Raw genomic sequence first — 18,843 nt, forward strand, 5'->3', positions numbered from 1 at the left:
TTCCCCTGTGTCTCTCTTGTGGTTCAGACCGCGTCGGCGCCGGTTTCGCCGGTGCGGATGCGCACCACCTGTTCCAGGTCGTAGACGAAGATCTTGCCGTCGCCGATCTTGCCGGTGCGGGCGGATTTTTCGATGGCCTCCACCACCTGGTCGAGCAAGGCGTCGTCGATGGCGATCTCCAGCTTGACCTTGGGCAGGAAATCCACCACGTATTCGGCGCCGCGGTAGAGTTCGGTATGGCCTTTTTGGCGGCCGAAGCCTTTGACTTCGGTGACGGTGACCCCTTGCACGCCGATGGCGGACAAGGCTTCGCGGACTTCGTCCAGCTTGAAGGGCTTGATGATGGCAGAAACGAGTTTCATGACTGCTCCTTGGGTCAAATGATCCGGTGTCTAGAGTTGAGCGCTGCTGTCGCGTCAATACGCATGAATCGTGCCAGGCCGGATTGGCGCAAAAGAAATCCCTAAGATCATGTTGCAACGCAAAAAAGGCCTGTACTGGCCTTTTTGGCACTTTCCCGGTGCATGCGGCGACGGCGCGCCGCACTGATTTGGTGCCCAAGGCGCGCGGCGCAGGGAAGGCGGGGGCGAGGAGGCCGCCGCCGGCCCGCGTGGGGGCGGGGACGCGCCGGCGAGTGGCGGACTTGGCTTTTTGCTACACTCTGCTCTGTTATCACTTACTCATTCAAGGAGCCGCGTCATGTTGAGCCAAAAGTTGTTCGAGGAAATCGGCAACAAGATCAGCGAGACCATCGCCGCCAGTCCGGCCAAGGACATCGAGAAAAACGTCAAGGCGATGATGGCCTCCACCTTCAGCAAAATGGATCTGGTGACGCGCGAGGAGTTCGACGTGCAGCAGGAGGTGTTGGTGCGCACCCGCGAGAAGCTGGCGCAACTGGAGCAGAAGCTGGCGCGGCTGGAGGCGCAGGTGTTCCCGGAGGAGGCGAAAGCCACGGTAGAGGCGCAATCAGAACTCGGCCACTCCTGAGCGACATGGCGCTGGCCGTGGTCGCAAGCCGGGCGCTGGCGGGAATGGACGCGCCCGAGGTGGCGGTGGAAGTGCATCTGGCCAACGGCTTGCCCGCCTTCACCATTGTCGGCCTGCCGGACCTAGAGGTGAAGGAAAGCCGGGAGCGGGTGCGCGCGGCGATCCTGACCTCGGGCTTTGAGTTTCCGGCCCGGCGCATCACCGTCAACCTGGCCCCGGCCGACCTTCCCAAAGACTCCGGCCGCTTCGACCTGCCCATCGCCATCGGCATTCTGGCGGCTAGCGGACAAGTGCGCTGCCCTCAGTTGGCGACCTATGAAATCGCCGGCGAGCTGGCCCTGACCGGCGCCTTGCGGCCGGTGCGCGGCGCCCTGGCGATGGCGTGCAAGACGCGAGAGGCGGGGCGCGCCTTCATGCTGCCGATGGCCAGCGCCAAAGAGGCCGCCGTGCTCGAGGGCATGCCCTTGTACGGGGTGAACTCTCTGGTCGAAGCCTGCGCCTTTCTCAACGGCCTTGCCGCGCTGGAACCGTATCGACCCGAGGACGGCTTGTCCCGCTCGCCTCCGGACTATCTAGATCTACAAGACATCAAAGGCCAGCCGCTGGCGCGTCATGCGCTGGAAGTGGCCGCGGCCGGACGGCACAGCCTCTTGCTGCTCGGGCCGCCCGGCACCGGCAAATCCATGCTGGCGGCGCGCCTGCCCGGCATCTTGCCCGGCATGCCGGACGAAGAGGCGCTGGAAAGCGCCGCCGTGCGTTCCTTGGGGAGCGACGGCTTCGCGCTGGACGATTGGGGCGTGCGGCCGTTCCGCTCTCCGCACCACACCGCGTCCGCGGTTGCGCTGGTGGGCGGCGGCAGCGATCCCCGGCCGGGGGAAATCAGCCTGGCGCATCATGGCGTCTTGTTTTTGGACGAATTGCCCGAGTTCGACCGCAAAGTGCTGGAAGTGCTGCGCGAGCCGTTGGAGGCCGGGGTGATCCACATCTCGCGCGCCGCGCGCCAGGCCAGTTTTCCCGCCCGATTCCAGTTGATAGCGGCAATGAATCCCTGCCCCTGTGGTTATCTTGGGCATTTCAGCGGAAAATGCCGGTGCACGCCCGAGCAAGTGGGGCGCTATCGAGGTAAAATCTCCGGTCCCTTATTGGATCGCATCGATTTGCACGTCGAAGTGCAGTCCTTGCCCGCCGACGAGTTGGTGGAAGGACCCGCCGGCGAGCCCAGCGCCCAGGTACGCGAGCGGGTGGAGGCGGCGTATCGTCGGCAATTGGAGAGGCAGGGCAAGGCGAATGCCGGCTTGAGCGGGGCGGAGTTGGAGGCGGTTGGCGCTTTTCACGCCGAGGCGCTGGCATTATTGCGGCAAGTTTTGGACAAGATCGGCTTGTCGGCGCGCAGTTATCATCGGATACTTCGAGTTTCCAGAACCATTGCCGATTTGCAGGGTCAGGCTATGGTCATGCGGGAGCATGTGTTGCAGGCGATTCAATTACGACGCGCCGCAATGCCTAATGGCTAACAATAAATAAAGAATTGATCAATCCAGATAGTTTGTTGAACTATTTGATTAGTTAAAAGCGTAAGTGCTGCATGGCAAATCGAGATTTAAAAAATTCCTCACGTAGTTCCCGCAGCCGCTCATCCGGCTCCAAAAGCGGAGGCGGCGGCATGGTGGCGGGCATCGTCATCGGCCTGATCGTCGGCGTTGCCGTCGCGGTTGGCCTCGCCATGTATCTGAATAAGTCCTCTACGCCGTTCAGCAATTTGGAAAAGTTGGACCGCAAGGCGGCCGGCGCCTCCGCGCCGCCGACCGAGCTGCTGGCTCCGGGCACCCGCCTGGCCGACGCGGCCTCGGAAACCGCCGCGGTTCCGGCGCCGGCGGCCAAGCCGGCCCAGGAGCCGCCGTCCGCTCCGCCGCCGATGCCGGCGGAAACTCCCGCCAAACCGGCCGCGACCGCGCCGGCGGCCAAGGATGCCGGCAAGGACGAACAACGCTTTGATTTCTACAAGATCTTGCCGGGACAGGTGGACGCGGTGCCGGGCAAGAACGGCAAGGCGGCGGAACCTTCGGCGCAGCAGGCGGCCAAAAAAGTCTACTTGCAGCTGGGATCCTTCCAGAATCAGGACGAGGCGGACAACCTCAAGGCCAAGCTGGCCTTGTTGGGCGTGGAAGCCAAAATCCAGTCGGTGACTGTGCCGGAAAAGGGGCTGGTGCATCGAGTCCGGGTGGGGCCGTACAGCCGCCAGGACGAGGTGGACCGGGTGAAGGCTCAGTTGAAGCAGGATGGCATTGGCGCGACTGTCGTCAAGGCGGAATAAACTCTTCCTCTATAGGGAATCGATAATGAAAAAGTGGTTATTGCTTTCGTTGATGCTGTTCAGCGGCCTGGCAAACGCGGCGATTGAGCTGGGCAAGGATTACACCATGCTGGCGACGCCGCAGCCGGTGGCGGATCCGAAAAAGGTGGAGGTGCTCGAGTTCTTCTCCTACCACTGCATTCACTGCCTGGAGCTTGAACCGGCGATGAGCGCTTGGGAAAAGAGCAAGCCCGCCGACGTGGCCTTCTCCAAGGAGCAGATCGTGTGGCAAAAGTCGATGGAAGGCTTTGTGCGCATGTTCTCCGCCTTCAAGACCTCCGGCGCCTACGACAAGCTGCACCGCCCGGCTTTCGAGGCCGTGGTGAAGTCGCGCGTCAATCTGTCCGACGAGAGCGTGTTCGCCAACTGGCTCAAGCAGCAGAAGGGCGTTGACGCCGCCAAGGTGATGCAGGCCTACAAATCCTTCGGCGTGAACGCGCAGGTGGCCAAGGCTGCCAAGATGACCCGCGACTATGCGATCCAGGGCACCCCGACGGTGATCGTCAACGGCAAATACGTGGTGACGCCGGTGGCGCCGGAGCGCATGGTGCAGGTGATCAACGAGCTGGTGGCCAAGGCCCGAGCCGAGAAAAAATAAGAATCGAGCAAGACGCTTGGTGAAGAAGGCAGCCCCGGGGCTGCCTTTTGCGCATATTAAACCTTGATGGGGGATGGGTGGACATGGATGTGATGCTGTTGGCCAAGGCTTTATTGCTGGGCATCGTCGAAGGGGTGACGGAATTTTTTCCGATTTCCAGCACCGGGCATTTGATCGTGGTCGGGGACCTGATCGGTTTTCAAAACAATGCCGACGTGTTCGAGGTGGTGATTCAGCTGGGCGCGATCCTGGCGGTGGTGTGGGAGTATCGGCAGCGCTTTCTGGGCGTGGCGCAGGGGGCTTTGCGGCGGGAGGCCCAGTCGCTGCGCTTCATCGGCAATTTGCTGGTGGCTTTCCTGCCGGCGGCGGTCATCGGTTTCTTCGCGATCAAGGCGATCAAGCATTATCTGTTCAACCCGGTGACGGTGGCGCTGGCCTTGGTGGTGGGGGGCGTCATCATCCTGCTGGTTGAGCGCAGGCAGCGCGTGCCGCGGGTGAACAGCGTGGACGCGATGAGCTGGCGGGACGCGTTGAAAGTGGGGGTGGCCCAGGTGTTCGCCATGGTGCCGGGCACCTCGCGTTCGGGCTCCACCATTATCGGCGGCATGCTGTTTGGCCTAGACCGCAAGGTGGCCACCGAATTTTCCTTTTTCCTGGCGGTGCCGACCATGTTCGCGGCTACGTTTTACGATGTGTACAAGCATTGGCACCAATTCACCGCCGCCGACGTGCCGGTGATAGGGGTGGGCTTCATCGCGGCCTTCATCAGCGCTTTCTTCGCGGTGCGGGGTTTGATCCGCTATGTGTCCAGTCATAATTTCAATGCATTCGCCTGGTACCGCATCGTATTCGGCCTGGTGATTTTGGCGACTTGGCAGCTGGGCTGGGTGAATTGGAGCGCCTGAACAGGCTCAAGATAGAAATATCTTGACAGCCAAAGCCTGCTTGTATAATATGCAACCTCTCTGACGCGGGGTGGAGCAGTCTGGTAGCTCGTCGGGCTCATAACCCGAAGGTCGTAGGTTCAAATCCTGCCCCCGCAACCAAATTCAAAAACCCAGCTTTCTTTATGAAAGCTGGGTTTTTTGTTTTCAGCGCCGCAGTGGCCAATGGGCGGCGAGCGTCGTGACGTAAAAAAACCGCCGGGGACGGCGGTTTTTTCATTGCTGGCGCAAACGCGTTTAAATGCGCTTGGCCAGTTCCGCGGCTTTGCCGATGTAGCCGGCCGGGGTCAGTTCCAGCAAACGGGCTTTTTCCGCTTCGGGCAGCTCCAGGTTCTTGATGAAGGCGTGCAGGGTTTCGCGGGTGATGCCGCCCTTGCCGCGCGTCAGTTCCTTCAGCTGCTCGTACGGATTGGGCACGCCGTGGCGACGCATCACGGTTTGCACCGGCTCGGCCAGCAGTTCCCAGCTGTTGTCCAGATCCGCAGCGATCGCCTGCTGATTGATTTCCAGCTTGTTCAAGCCCTTCAGGCAGGCTTTGAGGCCCAGAATGGTGTAGCCGAAGCCCACGCCCATATTGCGCAGCACGGTGGAATCGGTCAGGTCGCGCTGCCAGCGCGACACCGGCAGCTTTTCCGCCAGGTGGCCCAGGATGGCGTTGGCCATGCCCAGATTGCCCTCGGCGTTTTCGAAGTCGATCGGGTTGACCTTGTGCGGCATGGTGGAGCTGCCGACTTCGTCTTTCTTCACCTTCTGCTTGAAGTAGCCCAGCGAGATATAGCCCCAGACGTCGCGGTTCAGGTCGATCAGGATGGTGTTGACCCGCGCCAGCACCTGATACAGCTCGGCCATGTAGTCGTGCGGTTCGATCTGGATGGTGTAGGGATTGAAGGTCAGGCCCAGGCCGGTGACGAAGCGGCCGCAGAAGCTTTCCCAGTCGATGTCGGGATAGGCGACCAGGTGGGCGTTGTAATTGCCCACCGCGCCGTTGATCTTGCCGAGGATTTCCTGATGCACCAGTTGCTCGCGCTGGCGTTTCAGGCGGTACACCGTATTGGCCAATTCCTTGCCCATGGTGGACGGGGTCGCCGGCTGGCCGTGGGTGCGGCACATCATCGCGGTGTCGGCCAGTTCGTGCGCCAGTTTTTGCAGTTTGTGGATGACTTCGTCGATGGCGGGCAGCACAACGGTGTTGCGCGCGGTTTTCAGCATCAACGCGTGCGACAGGTTGTTGATGTCCTCGGAGGTGCAGGCGAAGTGGATGAACTCGCTGGCCGCCATCACCTCAGGGTTGCCGGACAGGCGTTCCTTCAGCCAGTACTCGATGGCCTTCACGTCGTGATTGGTGCGCGCCTCGATGGCTTTGACCTCTTCACCGTGTTGCACGCTGAAGTTGGCGATCACGTCGTCGACTTCACGGATGGTGGCTTCCGAGAAGGAGGGCACTTCCTCGATGCCCGGCTCGGCGGCCAGCATCTTCAGCCATTCCAGTTCCACTTTGATGCGGAACTTCATCAGGCCGTACTCGGAAAACAGATTGCGCAAGGCCTCGACTTGGCCGGCGTAGCGGCCATCCAGGGGGCTTAGGGCGGTCAGCGTGGTCAGGTTCATGCTGGGTAGTTCCAAACGTGGGTTGCCGGTGTTCTGGCGGGTTGCAGTACAAAATCGCTCATTGCTCAACGCAGGCGGCGCGCGAGCGCCGCGGCCAACTCTTCCGCGGCTTGCGGCCGGAAACGGAAAAACAGCTCCGGCTCTATCATCTCCAACTCCATGACCGCCAGGCGGCCATGGTTGTCGCGTATCATGTCGACGCGCGCGTACAGTACGTCGAAAGGCACCGCCCGCACGGCGGCTTCGGCGAAGGCGATCTCTTGCGCGTCGGCCTGATGCGGGTGGACCTGGCCGCCGTGATCGTCCTGCACGCGAAAGTCGCCGGACTTCGGCGTTTTGCGGATGGCGTGGCTGAAGCGGCCGTCGATGACGATCAGGGACAGCTCGCCCTGGCTCAGCACGCTGTGTTGCATCGGCTGCAGCAGCATGGCCTCTTGCTGGATCAACTCGGCGTACGCGCATTCCAGCGTTGCCGCGTTCGCCGGGGCGACGCGGTAGGTGTGCCGGGCGGCGCCGGAGACGGCCGGTTTCAAGATGGCGTCGTCCCAGCCTCGCTCTGCCAGCAATTGGCGCAAGGTTTGCGGCGCGCCTTTCTCAATGTAGTGCGTGTCCACGGTATGGACAGCGTTTTGTTGCAGCTCGGGCAGGTAACGCTTGTCCAGATTCCAGCGAATCAGCCCAATCTCGTTGAACAGCCGCGTTTGACCGGCCGCGCGCGCCAGCCAGTCGGCAAACGCGGACAGGCGCTCGAAGTAGTCCCAGGTGGTGCGGAACAACGCGCAGCGGACGCCGGCCCAGTCCATGTCCGGATCGTCCCAGGCCAGACGGCGGGCGCTCAGCCCCTGGCGTTGCAACGCCGCCAGCACCAGGCCGTCCTCGTGGTGAACCTGGCGGCGATACCAATCGCCGTCGTCCGGCGGCAGCAGGCGAGAATCGGTCAGAACGGCAACATCGAGCGACATCGAAATCCTTTTACATCAAGAAAAACGGGTGCTAGGCACCCGTTTCAGCTTACATGCCGGGCATCATGCCCTTCATGCCGCGAAGCATTTTCATCATGCCTCCCTTGGAGGAGAACTGCTTCATCATTTTCTGCGTCTGCTCGAACTGGTTCAGCAGCTTGTTGACTTCCTGCACCGTCACGCCGGCGCCGGCGGCGATGCGGCGTTTGCGGCTGGCCTTGAGCAGTTCCGGCTTGTGGCGTTCCTGCGGCGTCATCGAATTGATGATGCCTTCGATGCGGCGCATGGCTTTCTCCGCCTCCGCGCCTTGCACGCCTTTGGCCATCTGCCCCAGTTGTCCCGGCATTTTCTCCAGCAGATTGCTCATGCCGCCCATTTTCTTCATCTGCTGCATCTGGGCCTTGAAGTCCTCAAGGTCGAAGCCCTTGCCGGACTTCAACTTCTTGGCCATCGCGGCGGCCTCGTCCTGATCGATGCCTTTTTGCACTTCTTCGATCAGCGACAACACGTCGCCCATGCCCAGAATGCGGCTGGCGATCCGGTCCGGGTGGAAGGGTTCCAGGCCGGACACTTTTTCGCCGACGCCGATGAATTTGATCGGCTTGCCAGTGATGTGGCGGACGGACAAGGCGGCGCCGCCGCGCGAGTCGCCGTCCATCTTGGTCAGGATGACGCCGGTCAGCGGCAGCGCCTCATTGAAAGCCTGGGCGGTGTTGACCGCGTCCTGGCCCTGCATCGCGTCGACGACGAACAGGGTTTCCACCGGGTTCAGCGTCGCGTGCAGCGCCTTGATCTCGGCCATCATCGCTTCGTCGATGGCCAGGCGGCCGGCGGTGTCCACCATCAGCACGTCGAAAAAGTGGCGTTTGGCGTGATCCACCGCGGCGCGGGCGATGTCGACGGGGTTCTGGTCGCCGGAGGACGGGAACCATTCGACGCCGACCTGCTGGGCCAGCAGCTGCAATTGTTCGATCGCGGCGGGGCGGTAGACGTCGGCGGAGACGACCAGCACTTTTTTCTTCTGGGTCTCTTTCAACAATTTGGCGAGCTTGCCGACCGTGGTGGTCTTGCCGGCGCCCTGCAGGCCGGCCATCAGCACGATGGCGGGCGGCACGGCCGCCAGATTGAGGGCGTCGTTCTTGTCGCCCATCAATTTGGTCAATTCCTCATTGACCACGCCCACCAGGGCCTGGCCCGGAGTCAGGCTGCCGGCCACGTCTTGGCCGAGCGCGCGCTCCTTGACCTGGGCGATAAAGGTCTTGACCACGGGCAGGGCGACGTCGGCCTCCAGCAGGGCCATGCGCACTTCGCGCATCGCGTCCTGGATATTGGCTTCGGTCAAGCGCGCATTGCCGCGCAGATTTTTCATCACGCCGGACAGGCGGCTGGTCAGGTTGTCTAGCATGGTGCGTCCTTACTTCTGCCAACGGCTTGCCGGTTGGTGTAGACTCTCAAACTATCGATTTTACCACGAGCCGCCGGGGCTGCGCCCGGTTTTGATAAAACACCCGACATGACCCGTTTCCTGCTCGTACTTTCTATTGCGCTGATCCTCTCCTATGGGGTTTTCACCTGGCACTACTTCGCCAACTGGCGCGGCCTGGCGTGCTGGCCGCGCAAGCCTCGGCTGGAGCACAGCCTGCTGGGCGTGCTGCTGCTGCTGCAGGCGATTGCCGTGCTGTTGCCGCTGACGCAGGGGGCCTTGCTGTCCCTGGGGGTCGGCCGCGCCTTGTCGGTGATGGTGTGGATCATGTTGTTGATTTACTGGACCTGCAGCTTCTTCTACCGCGTGGAAGGCCTGCAGCTGTTCATGATGCCGCTGGCGATGGCCGCGCTGGGCTTCGCCCTGCTGTTTCCCGGGCAGCACGTGGTGCAGGACCTGAGCAACCCGGCTTTCGTGCTGCATATCCTGGTGTCCTTGTTCGCCTACAGCCTGTTCGCCATCGGCGCGCTGATCGCCATCCTGATGCTGTTCCTGGAAAAGGCCTTGCACGATAAACGGGCGTCCCCGCTGGTCCGGCAATTGCCGCCCTTGCTATCCTTGGAAAAAATGATGTTCCAGGTGATAGGCGTCGGCTTTTTGCTGCTGACGGTTTCGCTGCTGACCGGAGTGGTGTTTTCAGAAGAGGTGCTGGGGCACGCCGCGGTGCTGACGCACAAGACCGTTTTCGCCGTGTTGTCCTGGCTGTTGTTCGGCGGCCTGCTGATCGGCCGCAAGTTGCAAGGCTGGCGCGGGCGGGTGGCGATTCGCTGGACTTTGGCCGGTTTCCTGTCCTTGGCGCTGGCTTACATTGGCAGCAAGGTCGTCATAGAATTGATCCTGCAACGCGGTTGAGGTTGCCCAGCCCTGTCTCACAAGGAGATCAATGATGAAAAAATTGTTAGCCCTGTTTGCCGCCCTGATGCTGATTTGCAGTACCGCTTTTGCCGCCGTCAACATCAATACCGCCAACCAGCAGGAGTTGGAGGCGCTGAAAGGCATTGGCCCGGTCAAGGCCAAGGCCATCGTGGATTACCGCGCCAAGAACGGGCCGTTCAAGAGCGTGGACGACCTGAAGAATGTCAGCGGAATCGGCGATAAGACCTTGGAAAAACTGCGTAGCGAGCTCGCGGTCAGCGGCGCGTCCAGCGCCGCGCCGAAAGCGGAGGCCAAGCCCGCCGCCGCCAAACCCGCCGCCGCAGCGGCCAAGCCGGTGGCCGGCGTCAAGAAAGAAGCCTCCAAGCCGGCGGCCAAGAAAAAGCCCTGACGCTTGTCCGGCAACGGTTTGCTTGCAATAACGCCCGCGGATGCGGGCGTTTTTCATTGCTTGCCGAACAGGGCCAGCGCCAGTTGCCTTTGTTCGGCGTGGTCGACGATGGGACGCGGATAGTCCCGGCCCAGCACGAAGCCCTCCGGCAGCGTCTTGGCTTGCCAGGGCGCGTGGATCGCCTGATCGCTTAGCGCGGCCAGCTCCGGCACGTAGCGGCGGATGAAGCGGCCGTCCGGATCGAATTTCTGCGATTGCGTCACCGGATTGAAGATGCGGAAATAGGGCTGCGCGTCGCAGCCGGTGGAGGCGGCCCACTGCCAGCCGCCGTTGTTCGACGCCAAGTCGAAATCCAGCAGTTTCTCCGCGAAATAGCGCTCGCCCAGACGCCAGTCAATCAGCAGATCCTTGACCAGAAAGCTGGCGGCGATCATGCGCAGCCGGTTGTGCATATAGCCGGTTTGGTTCAGTTGTCGCATGGCCGCATCAATCAGCGGATAACCGATTAGTCCTTTCTGCCAGCTTTCCAGCCAGTCCTGGCGGTTGGGAAAGGGCAGGTCGCGGTATTGCGCCTTGAAGCTGTGAGCGGCGACATCGGGGAAATGCCACAGCAGTTGCTGATAAAACTCCCTCCAGATCAATTCCTTCAGCCAGCACATCGCGCCCTCGCCGCCGTCGAAGCAGGCGAATTGCACCAATTGGCGGATCGAGAGGGTGCCGAAGCGCAAATGGGTGGAAAGATAGGACACGCCCTTAACACCGGGATAGTCCCTTTGTTGATGGTAGCGCTGGATACGCTGCCGGCAGAAATCGGCGAACAATTCCCGTGCTCCGGAGGCTCCCGGCGCCAGCAAGCAGGGCTCGGTCTGGGCAAAGCCCAGCTCGGCCAGGCTGGGCATGGCGGGTGTGCCGGTAGGCGCACGCAGCCGGCCGGCCAGCGGCGGCACGGTCAGCGATTGGCTGTGTTGCGGGCTCAGTTTTTTAAGCCAGGCGTTGCAATACGGGGTAAACACGGTGAAGGCCTTGCCACTGGCCGTGAGCAACTCGTCTCGAGCGAAAATGACCTGATCCTTGTAGGCGTGCAAGGTCTTGCCCTTCGCAGCCAGGCTTTGGGCAACCATGGTGTCCCGCTGGCGCGCATAGGGCTCGTAATCCTCGTTCACATAGACGGCGTCGGCGTCGAGCTGCGCAGCCAGCCTGGGGATGACGTCTTGCGCGGGGCCTGTTTCGCACCACAGCTCGCCGCCCGCTGCGCGCAGAGCGTCTTGAATCTCCCGCAAGGATTGCCAGATGAAGCCGAGGCGCCGGTCGGCGGGAGAAAGTGTGCCGAGAATATTGCTGTCGAAAACAAAGACGCATTGCACTGGGTAGCCGGAGGCCAGTGCTTGTTGCAAAGCGTGATTGTCCTCCAGGCGCAGGTCGCGCCTGAGCCAGTAAAGCGAAACCTTGCCCATGGGTAAGGTTTCGGTTTTATTGTCTGACATTGGATGATCCATTTTATGCCTTATGAGTTGTTGCTTTTTTGCACTAAGTTGCTGCTTGTGTTGCGTAATTGCATCTTAGTGGCAGCGGCGACTAAGTCTGGTGTTCATGTAAAACAATGGTTTGCGATGCATGTGTTGTTTTTTTGAGTGCTTTTTTGTTGGAAGTGCATGCTGTTTTTGTTTTTTCGCAACGTCGGTCTTATATTGAGCCTAGCGATCACCGAAGCATATCGGTGACACATAAATGTCCGGGTTCTCTGGCTTTGAACAGCGAAATCAACAGGACAACATCAACTGACTTGAAAGGAACTGCAATGAACAAGACGCATATCGCTCTTGCAATCGCCGCCCTGATGCCGGCCGCCGCCGCGATGGCCGACGTCACCATCTACGGTGAGATCCGTGGTGGTTACGAGTACAACAAGACTTACCGTGCGAGCACCGCCCTGGACTCTAACGGTAAGCCGCAAGGCAACTCCCAGATCAACGACTGGACTTCACGTATCGGCTTCAAGGGCAATGAAGATCTGGGCAATGGCCTGAAAGCCATTTGGCAGGTGGAGAATCGTGTGAATATCGATGGCTCCGAATCCTCCGGCTTCAATACTCGCGATAGCTTCATCGGCTTGGCCGGCGACAGCTGGGGTAAGTTCCGTCTGGGCCGCCTGTCCAACTACGCCAACGATATGATGGAGCAAGTTGATCCGGGTTACTACAGCTCGCAAAGCGTAGGGGGTTTGGCTTATTTCACTCGTCTTGACGACCGCGTTAACAACGCCGTTCGTTACGACAGCCCGAACTGGGCCGGCTTCAGTTTTGCGTTCCTGTACGGTACCGACGAAGCTCGCGGCGCAAGCACCGATGGCAGCCGCACTAATCGCCAGACTTGGAACCTGGGTCTGAGCTATGAGAATTCCGGCTTCTTCGGCAAGTACAACTACCAGAATTGGGGTGACGCCGATAAGGCACTTGCGACTGGTGGACGTAGCTCGAACAAAGATTGGCACCGCTTCGAAGGCGGCTACATGGCCAACAATATCTACGCGGCTTTGGGCTATCAACAAATTCGCGGCTATATCGACGGCACCGCCGGCGCTTACGCTGATAGCAAAGGCGTGTTGTATAACAAAGCTGCCTTTAACGCTTTGACAGCCGGTTCCAGCAATCTGGATGTGAGCAAAGAGGTGAAAACCCGCGAGTTGGCACTGACGCTGGGCTACACCTTCGGTTCCTTGACCCCGTACTTCTCCTATGTCAAGGGTTACGACATCAGCGTTGGCGGCAGCGATGTCAACAACTCAGGTTACGACCAGTACGTGCTGGCTCTGGATTATGCCTTGTCCAAGCGTACCGAGGTTTACACTTCCTACGGCCACGTGAAATGGAAGGGTAACAACGTGGAGAAGGAAAACTCCTTCGGCCTGGGCCTGGTGCACCGCTTCTAAGCACACTTGAGTACGATCTTGAAAGGACTGCTTCGGCAGTCCTTTTTGTTTTTGGCTCGGCGGCCGCCGGAATCCGGTCGCGCCGGGATTTAAGTCAAAGCAGCATCCGCATTTTGCATATAATGTTGTAACGGTAGTGCGGCTGTCTTCAAGGTGGCGAGCTCTGACACGGGGCGCCGCGCGGTGTCGTCCAATCTGTTCACAGGTGAGTTGCAAGCGTATGGAAGCTTCGGCTGGGATTTCCGGCTTGGGTCGGGCCTTGGTGCAAAACAATATGCTGTTACAGCAGGATGCGGACGCCATTCTGCGCCAGTCTCAGGCGTCGCACATCAGCTTCGTCGAGCAGCTGATTCAGAGCAAGAAGATGACGGCGCAAGATGTCGCGATGTTCGCGTCCAAGACTTTTGGCTATCCCTTATTGGACATGTCGGCGATTGATCTCGATCAGTTGCCCAAGGGGGTGGTTGACGACGAACTGATCGCCAGCCGGCGCTTGCTGCCCCTGCTCAAGCGCGGCAACAAGCTGTATGTCGGCACTTCGGATCCCACTCAAACCTCGGCCTATCACGCGATCACCTTCAAGACCGGAATGACGGTGGAAGTGGTGGTGGTGGAGGACGACAAGCTGGGCAAGATGCTCGGCAAGTACAGCGAGGACGCCACCGCCGCGATCAAGGCGTTGGAGAATGAGGATTTCGGCGATCTGGAATTCGCCGATCCGGACGCGTCGGCGGATACCGGCGCGCAACCGGACGTCGACGACGCGCCGGTGGTCAAGTTCATCCACAAGGTGTTGCTGGACGCCATCAACGGCGGCGCGTCGGATATCCATTTCGAGCCTTATGAGAAGTTCTACCGCATCCGCTATCGGGTGGACGGGGTGTTGAAGGAGATCTCGCAGCCGCCCTTGGTGTTGAAGGAAAAGATCGCCTCCCGGATCAAGGTGATCTCCAAGCTGGATATTTCGGAAAAGCGGGTGCCGCAGGACGGCCGGATGAAGCTGGTCATTTCCAAGGCGCGGGCGATCGACTTCCGGGTCAGCACCTTGCCCACCCTGTACGGCGAGAAGATCGTGATGCGTATCCTGGACTCGTCGTCGGCGAATCTGGATATCGAGCAGCTGGGCTTCGAGCCGGAGCAGAAACGTTTGTTGCTGGAGGCGATCGGACGCCCCTACGGCATGGTGCTGGTGACCGGCCCCACCGGCAGCGGTAAAACGGTGTCGCTGTATACCTGTCTTAATTTGTTGAACAAGCCGGACATCAATATCGCCACGGCCGAGGACCCGGTGGAAATCAACTTGCCGGGCATCAACCAGGTCAACGTCAACGAGCGCGCCGGACTGACCTTCGCCTCGGCCCTGAAGGCTTTTCTGCGTCAGGATCCGGATATGATCATGGTGGGCGAGATTCGGGACTTCGAAACGGCGGACATCGCGATCAAGGCGGCGCAGACCGGCCATATGGTGTTTTCCACCCTGCATACCAATAATGCGCCGGCGACCTTGACCCGGATGTTGAACATGGGGGTGGCGCCGTTCAATATCGCCAGCTCGGTGCTGTTGATCATGGCGCAGCGGCTGGCGCGGCGATTGTGCGCGCATTGCAAGAAGCCGGCGGATATTCCCGAAGAGGCGCTATTGCGCGCCGGTTTCAAGAAAGAGGAACTGGACGGCAGTTGGAAACCCTATGCGCCGGTGGGCTGCGAGGAGTGCCGCAGCACCGGCTACCGCGGCCGCACCGGCATTTACGAAGTGATGCCGATCACCGACGCGATGACGCGCTTGATCATGCAGAACGGCACCGCCATCGATATCGCCGATCTGGCGCGCAAGGAGGGCATGGTGGACTTGCGCCATGCCGGCTTGCTGAAAGTGAAGGCGGGCTTGACCTCGTTGACGGAGATCGAGGCGGTGACCAACGAGTAAAGCCGGTTTCGCGCCTCCGGCGGCCGCCGGCGAGCGGGCTAAACGGCTTGGAATAAGAAAGAGGCCATGGAATGGCAGTCACGGTAGCAAAAAAAGCGACGCCGGGCTTTGTCTGGGAATGGGAAGGCAAGGACAAGGCGGGCAAGGCGATACGCGGGGAATTGCGGGCGGAGTCCGAGGCGGTGGCCAAGACCCAGTTGCGGCGTCAGGGCATCAACGTGGTCAAGATCAAGCGCCGGCGCGGCGGTTTCGGCAAGCGCATCACCGAGCGGGACATCACCTTGTTCACCCGCCAGCTGGCGACCATGATGCGCGCCGGCGTGCCCTTGCTGCAGGCGTTCGACATCGCGGCCAAGGGCCACGGCAACCCGGCGGTGACCAAGATGCTGCTGGAGGTGCGCGCCGACGTCGAAACCGGCCTGTCGCTGGCGGAAGCCTTCCGCAAGCGGCCCTTGTACTTCGACAAGTTGTTCTGCAACATCATCGCCGCGGGCGAAACCGGCGGCGTGCTGGACTCTTTGCTGGACAAGCTGGCCACCTACAAGGAAAAGGTGATGGCGATCAAGGGCAAGATCAAGTCGGCCCTGATTTATCCGTCGGCCATCGTCGGCACCGCCTTCATCATTACCGCCGTCATCATGATTTACGTGATTCCGGCGTTCAAGGATCTGTTTTCCAGCTTCGGCGCCAATCTGCCGGCGCCGACGCTGTTCGTGATCTGGCTGTCGGACGGCTTCGTCCATTACTGGTGGCTGATCTTCGGCGTGATTTTCGGCAGCCTGTTCGGCTTTCTCTACGCCTTCAAGCGCACGCCCAAGCTGCAAGAGCGGATGGACCGCATCCTGCTGCGTGTGCCGGTGATCGGCGATATCATCCGCAAGGCCACCATCGCGCGCTGGGCGCGCACCTTGTCCACCTTGTTCGCCGCCGGGGTGCCCTTGGTGGAGGCGCTGGACTCGGTGGGCGGCGCTTCCGGCAACCAGGTGTACGCGGACGCCACCAAGCGGATCCAGAACGACGTCAGCACCGGCTCCAGCCTCAATTACTCGATGCAGCGCACCGACTTGTTCCCTAATATGGTGTTGCAAATGACCTCGATCGGCGAGGAGTCCGGCTCGCTGGACCAGATGCTGGACAAGGTGGCGGATTTTTACGAAGAAGAAGTCGATAACGCGGTGGCCGCGCTGTCCAGTTTGCTGGAGCCGGCCATCATGGTGATTCTGGGGATCTTGATCGGCGGTTTGATCATTGCGATGTATATGCCGATTTTCAAAATGGGGCAGGTGGTTGGATGATTGAGGAGTGGCGCTGGATCGCCGGCTCGTACCCGCTGGCTTTCGCCGGCGCGGCGCTGGTGCTGGGTTTGTTGCTTGGCAGTTTTCTGAATGTGATCATCCATCGTTTGCCGAAGATGCTGGAAGCCGAGTGGCGGCGCAATTGCGTGGATTGCCTGCAATTGGAAGAGGACGAGGCGGGCGAACGCTACAATTTGATGCGGCCGGCCTCGCACTGCCCGCAATGCCGGGCCGCGGTGCGTCCATGGCAGAATATCCCGGTGCTGAGCTTTCTGCTGTTGCGCGGACGGTGCGGCAGCTGCCGGGCCAAGATCTCCTGGCGTTACCCGGCGGTGGAGTTGTCGACCGGGGCCTTGTTCGCCTTCCTGGCCTGGCGCTATGGCTGGTCGGAACAGTTGCCGGCCTATATGGCCCTGACCGCGGTGTTGCTGGCCCTGACCTTCATTGACGCGGACACGCAGCTGCTGCCGGACAATCTGACCTTGCCCTTGCTGTGGGGCGGTTTGCTGTTCAATCTGCTGACCGGCACCGTGCCGCTGGCCGACGCGGTGATCGGCGCGATGGCGGGCTATCTGTGCCTGTGGCTGCTGTTCCACGGTTTCAAGCTGGCCACCGGCAAGGAGGGCATGGGCTACGGCGACTTCAAGCTGCTGGCCGCCTTGGGCGCATGGCTGGGATGGACCTTGCTGCCGCTGGTGATTCTGTTGTCCTCGCTGGTGGGCGCGGCGGTGGGCGTGGTCTTGATTTTGCTGGCCAAGCACGGCCGCGGCCAGCCGCTGCCGTTTGGTCCTTATCTTGCGGCCGCCGGCTGGATCGCCTTGATCTGGGGTCAGGACATTGTGAACTGGTATTTGCATGCCTATTAAAGTAGTAGGGCTGACCGGCGGCATCGGCTCCGGCAAAAGCGCGGCGGCGGATCGTTTCGCCGAGTTGGGCGTGCCGGTGGTCGACACCGACGCCATCGCGCATGAGCTGACCGGTCCGCGCGGCGCGGCGATGCCGGCCCTGGCGGCGGCGTTCGGCGCGGGCGCGGTGCGAGAGGACGGAGCGCTGGATCGCGGCTGGATGCGCGAGCGGGTGTTTGCAGACGCCGACAGCCGGCAGCGGCTGGAAAGCGTGCTGCATCCGTTGATTCGGCGGGAGAGCGAGGCCAGGGTGGCCGCGGCGCGCGGGCCGTATTGCGTGCTGGTGGTGCCCTTGTTGTTTGAAACCGGGCATTATCTGCCGATGCTGGCGCGCACCCTGCTGGTGGACTGCGAGGAGTCGGCGCAGCTGGAGCGGGTGATGCGGCGCAACGGCATGGACGAAAAGGCGGTGCGGGCGATCATGGCGACGCAATGTTCGCGAGCGCAGCGACGCGAACGCGCCGACGATATAATTTGTAATAATGACAGCTTGGCTGCATTGAGGCTTCAAGTCGACGCCAAACACGATTATTATCTTGCCAGCCTAGCCGATAGATCATAACCGGGCTCTCGCGAGCCAAGCAGAAGGGCCGATGCGCCGTGATCAGTTTTGAGTTTCCCGTCACCGAGCGAACCCGCATCCTGCTCCGCCTGGAGCATCTCTACGCACGTCTTGGGTATTTCATCGGCAAGGACCATCCGTATGATCACCATGCGGCCCTGCTGGTCTTGTTCGAGCTGATGGAAACCGCCTCGCGCGCGGACTTGAAGGCGGATCTGCTGCAGGAATTGGAGCGGCAGAAACAGATGCTGGAAGCGCTGCGCGAGAATCCGCAGGTGGCGGAGGAAACCCTGGAGGGCGTGCTGGAGGACATCGAGCACGCGTCCACCCGCCTGCTGGCCTTGACCGGCAAGTTCGGCCAGCATCTGCGCGAGAACGAGTGGCTGATGGCGATCAAGCAGCGCGCCGGCATTCCCGGCGGCACCTGCCAGTTCGATTTGCCGTCTTATCACCAGTGGCAGCAGAAGTCGGCCGAAGTGCGGCGCCAGGACATCAAGCGCTGGGCGTCGCCGTTGATGCCCACCGCGGAGGCGGCGGGCATTCTGCTGACCCTGTTGCGCGACAGCGGCAAGACCCACCATTACGTGGCGCGCCGCGGCGTGTTCCAGCAGATGTCCGGCGGCAAGGTGGTGCAGCTGATCCGCGTCGCCTACGACGGCGGCCTGGAGTTGCTGCCCGAACTGTCCGCCAATAAATACGCGCTCAATATCCGCTTCGTCAGCGCGGTGACCGGGGAGTCCCGGCCGCGGCAGACCGAGCAGGATGTCGAGTTTCACCTGACCAATTGCAAGTTCTGACCGGCGCGCGCCGGTCTTTGCCCCCGTTTTGAGAAGCCATGTCTGATTCTGTACGCGTTGTCGCCTGTCCCACCTGTCGCGCTCCGGTGCGCTGGGAGCCGCAAAGCCAGTTCCGCCCGTTTTGCAGCAAGCGCTGCCGGCTGATCGATTTGGGCGAGTGGGCGACGGAAAGCTATCGGGTGCCGGCGCAGGAAGAATCGCCGAGCGAGGCGAGCCGCGGCGAGTGAGC

At 61.1% G+C, this 18,843-nt stretch carries 19 protein-coding genes and 1 tRNA gene; 15 read left to right on the forward strand and 5 right to left on the reverse strand.

Annotation, left to right across the window (positions count from 1 at the left end):
- Window positions 1-23: 23 nt before the first annotated feature.
- Window positions 24-362 (reverse strand): P-II family nitrogen regulator, encoded by a 339-nt coding sequence (gene glnK / locus JW897_RS02755; protein WP_043591378.1) that lies wholly within the window; start codon window positions 360-362, stop codon window positions 24-26.
- 337 nt (window positions 363-699) lie between these two features.
- Between glnK and JW897_RS02760 the strand changes: the two genes are divergently transcribed.
- The 6 genes from JW897_RS02760 (at window position 700) to JW897_RS02785 (ending at window position 4,984) form a co-directional block, all read left to right on the forward strand.
- Window positions 700-987 (forward strand): accessory factor UbiK family protein, encoded by a 288-nt coding sequence (locus JW897_RS02760; RefSeq protein WP_048414172.1) that lies wholly within the window; start codon window positions 700-702, stop codon window positions 985-987.
- A 5-nt stretch (window positions 988-992) separates the two neighbouring features.
- Window positions 993-2,501, forward strand: a complete 1,509-nt coding sequence (locus JW897_RS02765) for a YifB family Mg chelatase-like AAA ATPase (protein ID WP_205465108.1) — start codon at window positions 993-995, stop codon at window positions 2,499-2,501.
- 149 nt (window positions 2,502-2,650) lie between these two features.
- Entirely contained in the window at window positions 2,651-3,301 is a 651-nt protein-coding gene (locus tag JW897_RS02770; RefSeq protein ID WP_231589264.1) for an SPOR domain-containing protein, read from the forward strand.
- A 25-nt stretch (window positions 3,302-3,326) separates the two neighbouring features.
- Window positions 3,327-3,938: a thiol:disulfide interchange protein DsbA/DsbL gene (locus JW897_RS02775; RefSeq protein ID WP_048414175.1), complete on the forward strand. Its 612-nt coding sequence runs from the start codon at window positions 3,327-3,329 to the stop codon at window positions 3,936-3,938.
- 83 nt (window positions 3,939-4,021) lie between these two features.
- Window positions 4,022-4,843 carry an undecaprenyl-diphosphate phosphatase gene (locus JW897_RS02780; RefSeq protein WP_205465109.1) on the forward strand — a complete coding sequence of 274 codons (822 nt, stop codon included), beginning with the start codon at window positions 4,022-4,024 and terminating at the stop codon, window positions 4,841-4,843.
- A 64-nt stretch (window positions 4,844-4,907) separates the two neighbouring features.
- Window positions 4,908-4,984, forward strand: a tRNA-Met gene (locus JW897_RS02785).
- 135 nt (window positions 4,985-5,119) lie between these two features.
- Here JW897_RS02785 and purB read toward each other — a convergent pair.
- The 3 genes from purB to ffh form a co-directional block, all read right to left on the reverse strand.
- Complete coding sequence (gene purB, locus JW897_RS02790; RefSeq protein WP_205465110.1) at window positions 5,120-6,490, reverse strand: adenylosuccinate lyase; 1,371 nt, start codon at window positions 6,488-6,490, stop codon at window positions 5,120-5,122.
- Between the two features lie 65 nt (window positions 6,491-6,555).
- Window positions 6,556-7,452 carry an ATP-grasp domain-containing protein gene (locus JW897_RS02795; RefSeq protein ID WP_205465111.1) on the reverse strand — a complete coding sequence of 299 codons (897 nt, stop codon included), beginning with the start codon at window positions 7,450-7,452 and terminating at the stop codon, window positions 6,556-6,558.
- 49 nt (window positions 7,453-7,501) lie between these two features.
- Window positions 7,502-8,857 (reverse strand): signal recognition particle protein, encoded by a 1,356-nt coding sequence (ffh, locus tag JW897_RS02800; protein ID WP_048414179.1) that lies wholly within the window; start codon window positions 8,855-8,857, stop codon window positions 7,502-7,504.
- A 108-nt stretch (window positions 8,858-8,965) separates the two neighbouring features.
- On the opposite strand from ffh, the gene JW897_RS02805 reads away from it, so the two are divergent.
- Together JW897_RS02805 and JW897_RS02810 are read left to right on the forward strand one after the other, a co-directional pair.
- Window positions 8,966-9,787, forward strand: a complete 822-nt coding sequence (locus JW897_RS02805) for a cytochrome C assembly family protein (RefSeq protein WP_048414180.1) — start codon at window positions 8,966-8,968, stop codon at window positions 9,785-9,787.
- Window positions 9,788-9,821: 34 nt separating this feature from the next.
- Complete coding sequence (locus JW897_RS02810; protein ID WP_205465112.1) at window positions 9,822-10,199, forward strand: ComEA family DNA-binding protein; 378 nt, start codon at window positions 9,822-9,824, stop codon at window positions 10,197-10,199.
- A 53-nt stretch (window positions 10,200-10,252) separates the two neighbouring features.
- Here the strand turns inward: JW897_RS02810 and JW897_RS02815 are convergent, their stop codons facing one another.
- Entirely contained in the window at window positions 10,253-11,683 is a 1,431-nt protein-coding gene (locus JW897_RS02815; RefSeq protein ID WP_240352045.1) for a cryptochrome/photolyase family protein, read from the reverse strand.
- Window positions 11,684-11,997: 314 nt separating this feature from the next.
- Here JW897_RS02815 and JW897_RS02820 point away from each other — a divergent pair, with 314 nt between their 5' ends.
- The 7 genes from JW897_RS02820 to yacG all read left to right on the forward strand — a co-directional run bounded on the left by JW897_RS02820 (window position 11,998) and on the right by yacG (window position 18,841).
- Window positions 11,998-13,128, forward strand: a complete 1,131-nt coding sequence (locus JW897_RS02820) for a porin (protein ID WP_205465113.1) — start codon at window positions 11,998-12,000, stop codon at window positions 13,126-13,128.
- A gap of 220 nt (window positions 13,129-13,348) precedes the next feature.
- Window positions 13,349-15,055 (forward strand): type IV-A pilus assembly ATPase PilB, encoded by a 1,707-nt coding sequence (pilB, locus tag JW897_RS02825; protein WP_205465114.1) that lies wholly within the window; start codon window positions 13,349-13,351, stop codon window positions 15,053-15,055.
- A 71-nt stretch (window positions 15,056-15,126) separates the two neighbouring features.
- Window positions 15,127-16,350: a type II secretion system F family protein gene (locus tag JW897_RS02830; protein WP_048414185.1), complete on the forward strand. Its 1,224-nt coding sequence runs from the start codon at window positions 15,127-15,129 to the stop codon at window positions 16,348-16,350.
- Entirely contained in the window at window positions 16,347-17,216 is an 870-nt protein-coding gene (locus JW897_RS02835) for a prepilin peptidase (RefSeq protein WP_205465115.1), read from the forward strand. Before JW897_RS02830 ends, JW897_RS02835 begins: the two co-directional genes overlap by 4 nt.
- Window positions 17,206-17,817 carry a dephospho-CoA kinase gene (gene coaE / locus JW897_RS02840; RefSeq protein ID WP_048414187.1) on the forward strand — a complete coding sequence of 204 codons (612 nt, stop codon included), beginning with the start codon at window positions 17,206-17,208 and terminating at the stop codon, window positions 17,815-17,817. The genes JW897_RS02835 and coaE overlap by 11 nt, the downstream gene beginning before the upstream one ends.
- Before the next feature lie 38 nt (window positions 17,818-17,855).
- Window positions 17,856-18,614 (forward strand): cell division protein ZapD, encoded by a 759-nt coding sequence (gene zapD, locus JW897_RS02845; protein ID WP_048414188.1) that lies wholly within the window; start codon window positions 17,856-17,858, stop codon window positions 18,612-18,614.
- Between the two features lie 38 nt (window positions 18,615-18,652).
- Entirely contained in the window at window positions 18,653-18,841 is a 189-nt protein-coding gene (yacG, locus tag JW897_RS02850; RefSeq protein WP_048409544.1) for a DNA gyrase inhibitor YacG, read from the forward strand.
- The last annotated feature ends 2 nt before the right edge of the window (window positions 18,842-18,843 follow it).

The organism is Chromobacterium alkanivorans (assembly GCF_016937655.1).
In the GTDB taxonomy this organism is placed as follows: domain Bacteria; phylum Pseudomonadota; class Gammaproteobacteria; order Burkholderiales; family Chromobacteriaceae; genus Chromobacterium; species Chromobacterium alkanivorans.

Bases quoted from the DNA above. Each gene is read 5' to 3' on its own strand.
- glnK (WP_043591378.1), bottom strand. From the start codon at position 362: ATGAAACTCGTTTCTGCCATCATCAAGCCCTTCAAGCTGGACGAAGTC.
- JW897_RS02830 (WP_048414185.1), top strand. From the start codon at position 15,127: ATGGCAGTCACGGTAGCAAAAAAAGCGACGCCGGGCTTTGTCTGGGAA.
- JW897_RS02815 (WP_240352045.1), bottom strand. From the start codon at position 11,683: ATGTCAGACAATAAAACCGAAACCTTACCCATGGGCAAGGTTTCGCTT.
- JW897_RS02820 (WP_205465113.1), top strand. From the start codon at position 11,998: ATGAACAAGACGCATATCGCTCTTGCAATCGCCGCCCTGATGCCGGCC.
- ffh (WP_048414179.1), bottom strand. From the start codon at position 8,857: ATGCTAGACAACCTGACCAGCCGCCTGTCCGGCGTGATGAAAAATCTG.
- JW897_RS02780 (WP_205465109.1), top strand. From the start codon at position 4,022: ATGGATGTGATGCTGTTGGCCAAGGCTTTATTGCTGGGCATCGTCGAA.
- pilB (WP_205465114.1), top strand. From the start codon at position 13,349: ATGGAAGCTTCGGCTGGGATTTCCGGCTTGGGTCGGGCCTTGGTGCAA.
- JW897_RS02805 (WP_048414180.1), top strand. From the start codon at position 8,966: ATGACCCGTTTCCTGCTCGTACTTTCTATTGCGCTGATCCTCTCCTAT.
- JW897_RS02765 (WP_205465108.1), top strand. From the start codon at position 993: ATGGCGCTGGCCGTGGTCGCAAGCCGGGCGCTGGCGGGAATGGACGCG.
- purB (WP_205465110.1), bottom strand. From the start codon at position 6,490: ATGAACCTGACCACGCTGACCGCCCTAAGCCCCCTGGATGGCCGCTAC.
- JW897_RS02835 (WP_205465115.1), top strand. From the start codon at position 16,347: ATGATTGAGGAGTGGCGCTGGATCGCCGGCTCGTACCCGCTGGCTTTC.
- yacG (WP_048409544.1), top strand. From the start codon at position 18,653: ATGTCTGATTCTGTACGCGTTGTCGCCTGTCCCACCTGTCGCGCTCCG.
- JW897_RS02770 (WP_231589264.1), top strand. From the start codon at position 2,651: ATGGTGGCGGGCATCGTCATCGGCCTGATCGTCGGCGTTGCCGTCGCG.
- JW897_RS02810 (WP_205465112.1), top strand. From the start codon at position 9,822: ATGAAAAAATTGTTAGCCCTGTTTGCCGCCCTGATGCTGATTTGCAGT.
- JW897_RS02775 (WP_048414175.1), top strand. From the start codon at position 3,327: ATGAAAAAGTGGTTATTGCTTTCGTTGATGCTGTTCAGCGGCCTGGCA.
- JW897_RS02760 (WP_048414172.1), top strand. From the start codon at position 700: ATGTTGAGCCAAAAGTTGTTCGAGGAAATCGGCAACAAGATCAGCGAG.
- coaE (WP_048414187.1), top strand. From the start codon at position 17,206: ATGCCTATTAAAGTAGTAGGGCTGACCGGCGGCATCGGCTCCGGCAAA.
- JW897_RS02795 (WP_205465111.1), bottom strand. From the start codon at position 7,452: ATGTCGCTCGATGTTGCCGTTCTGACCGATTCTCGCCTGCTGCCGCCG.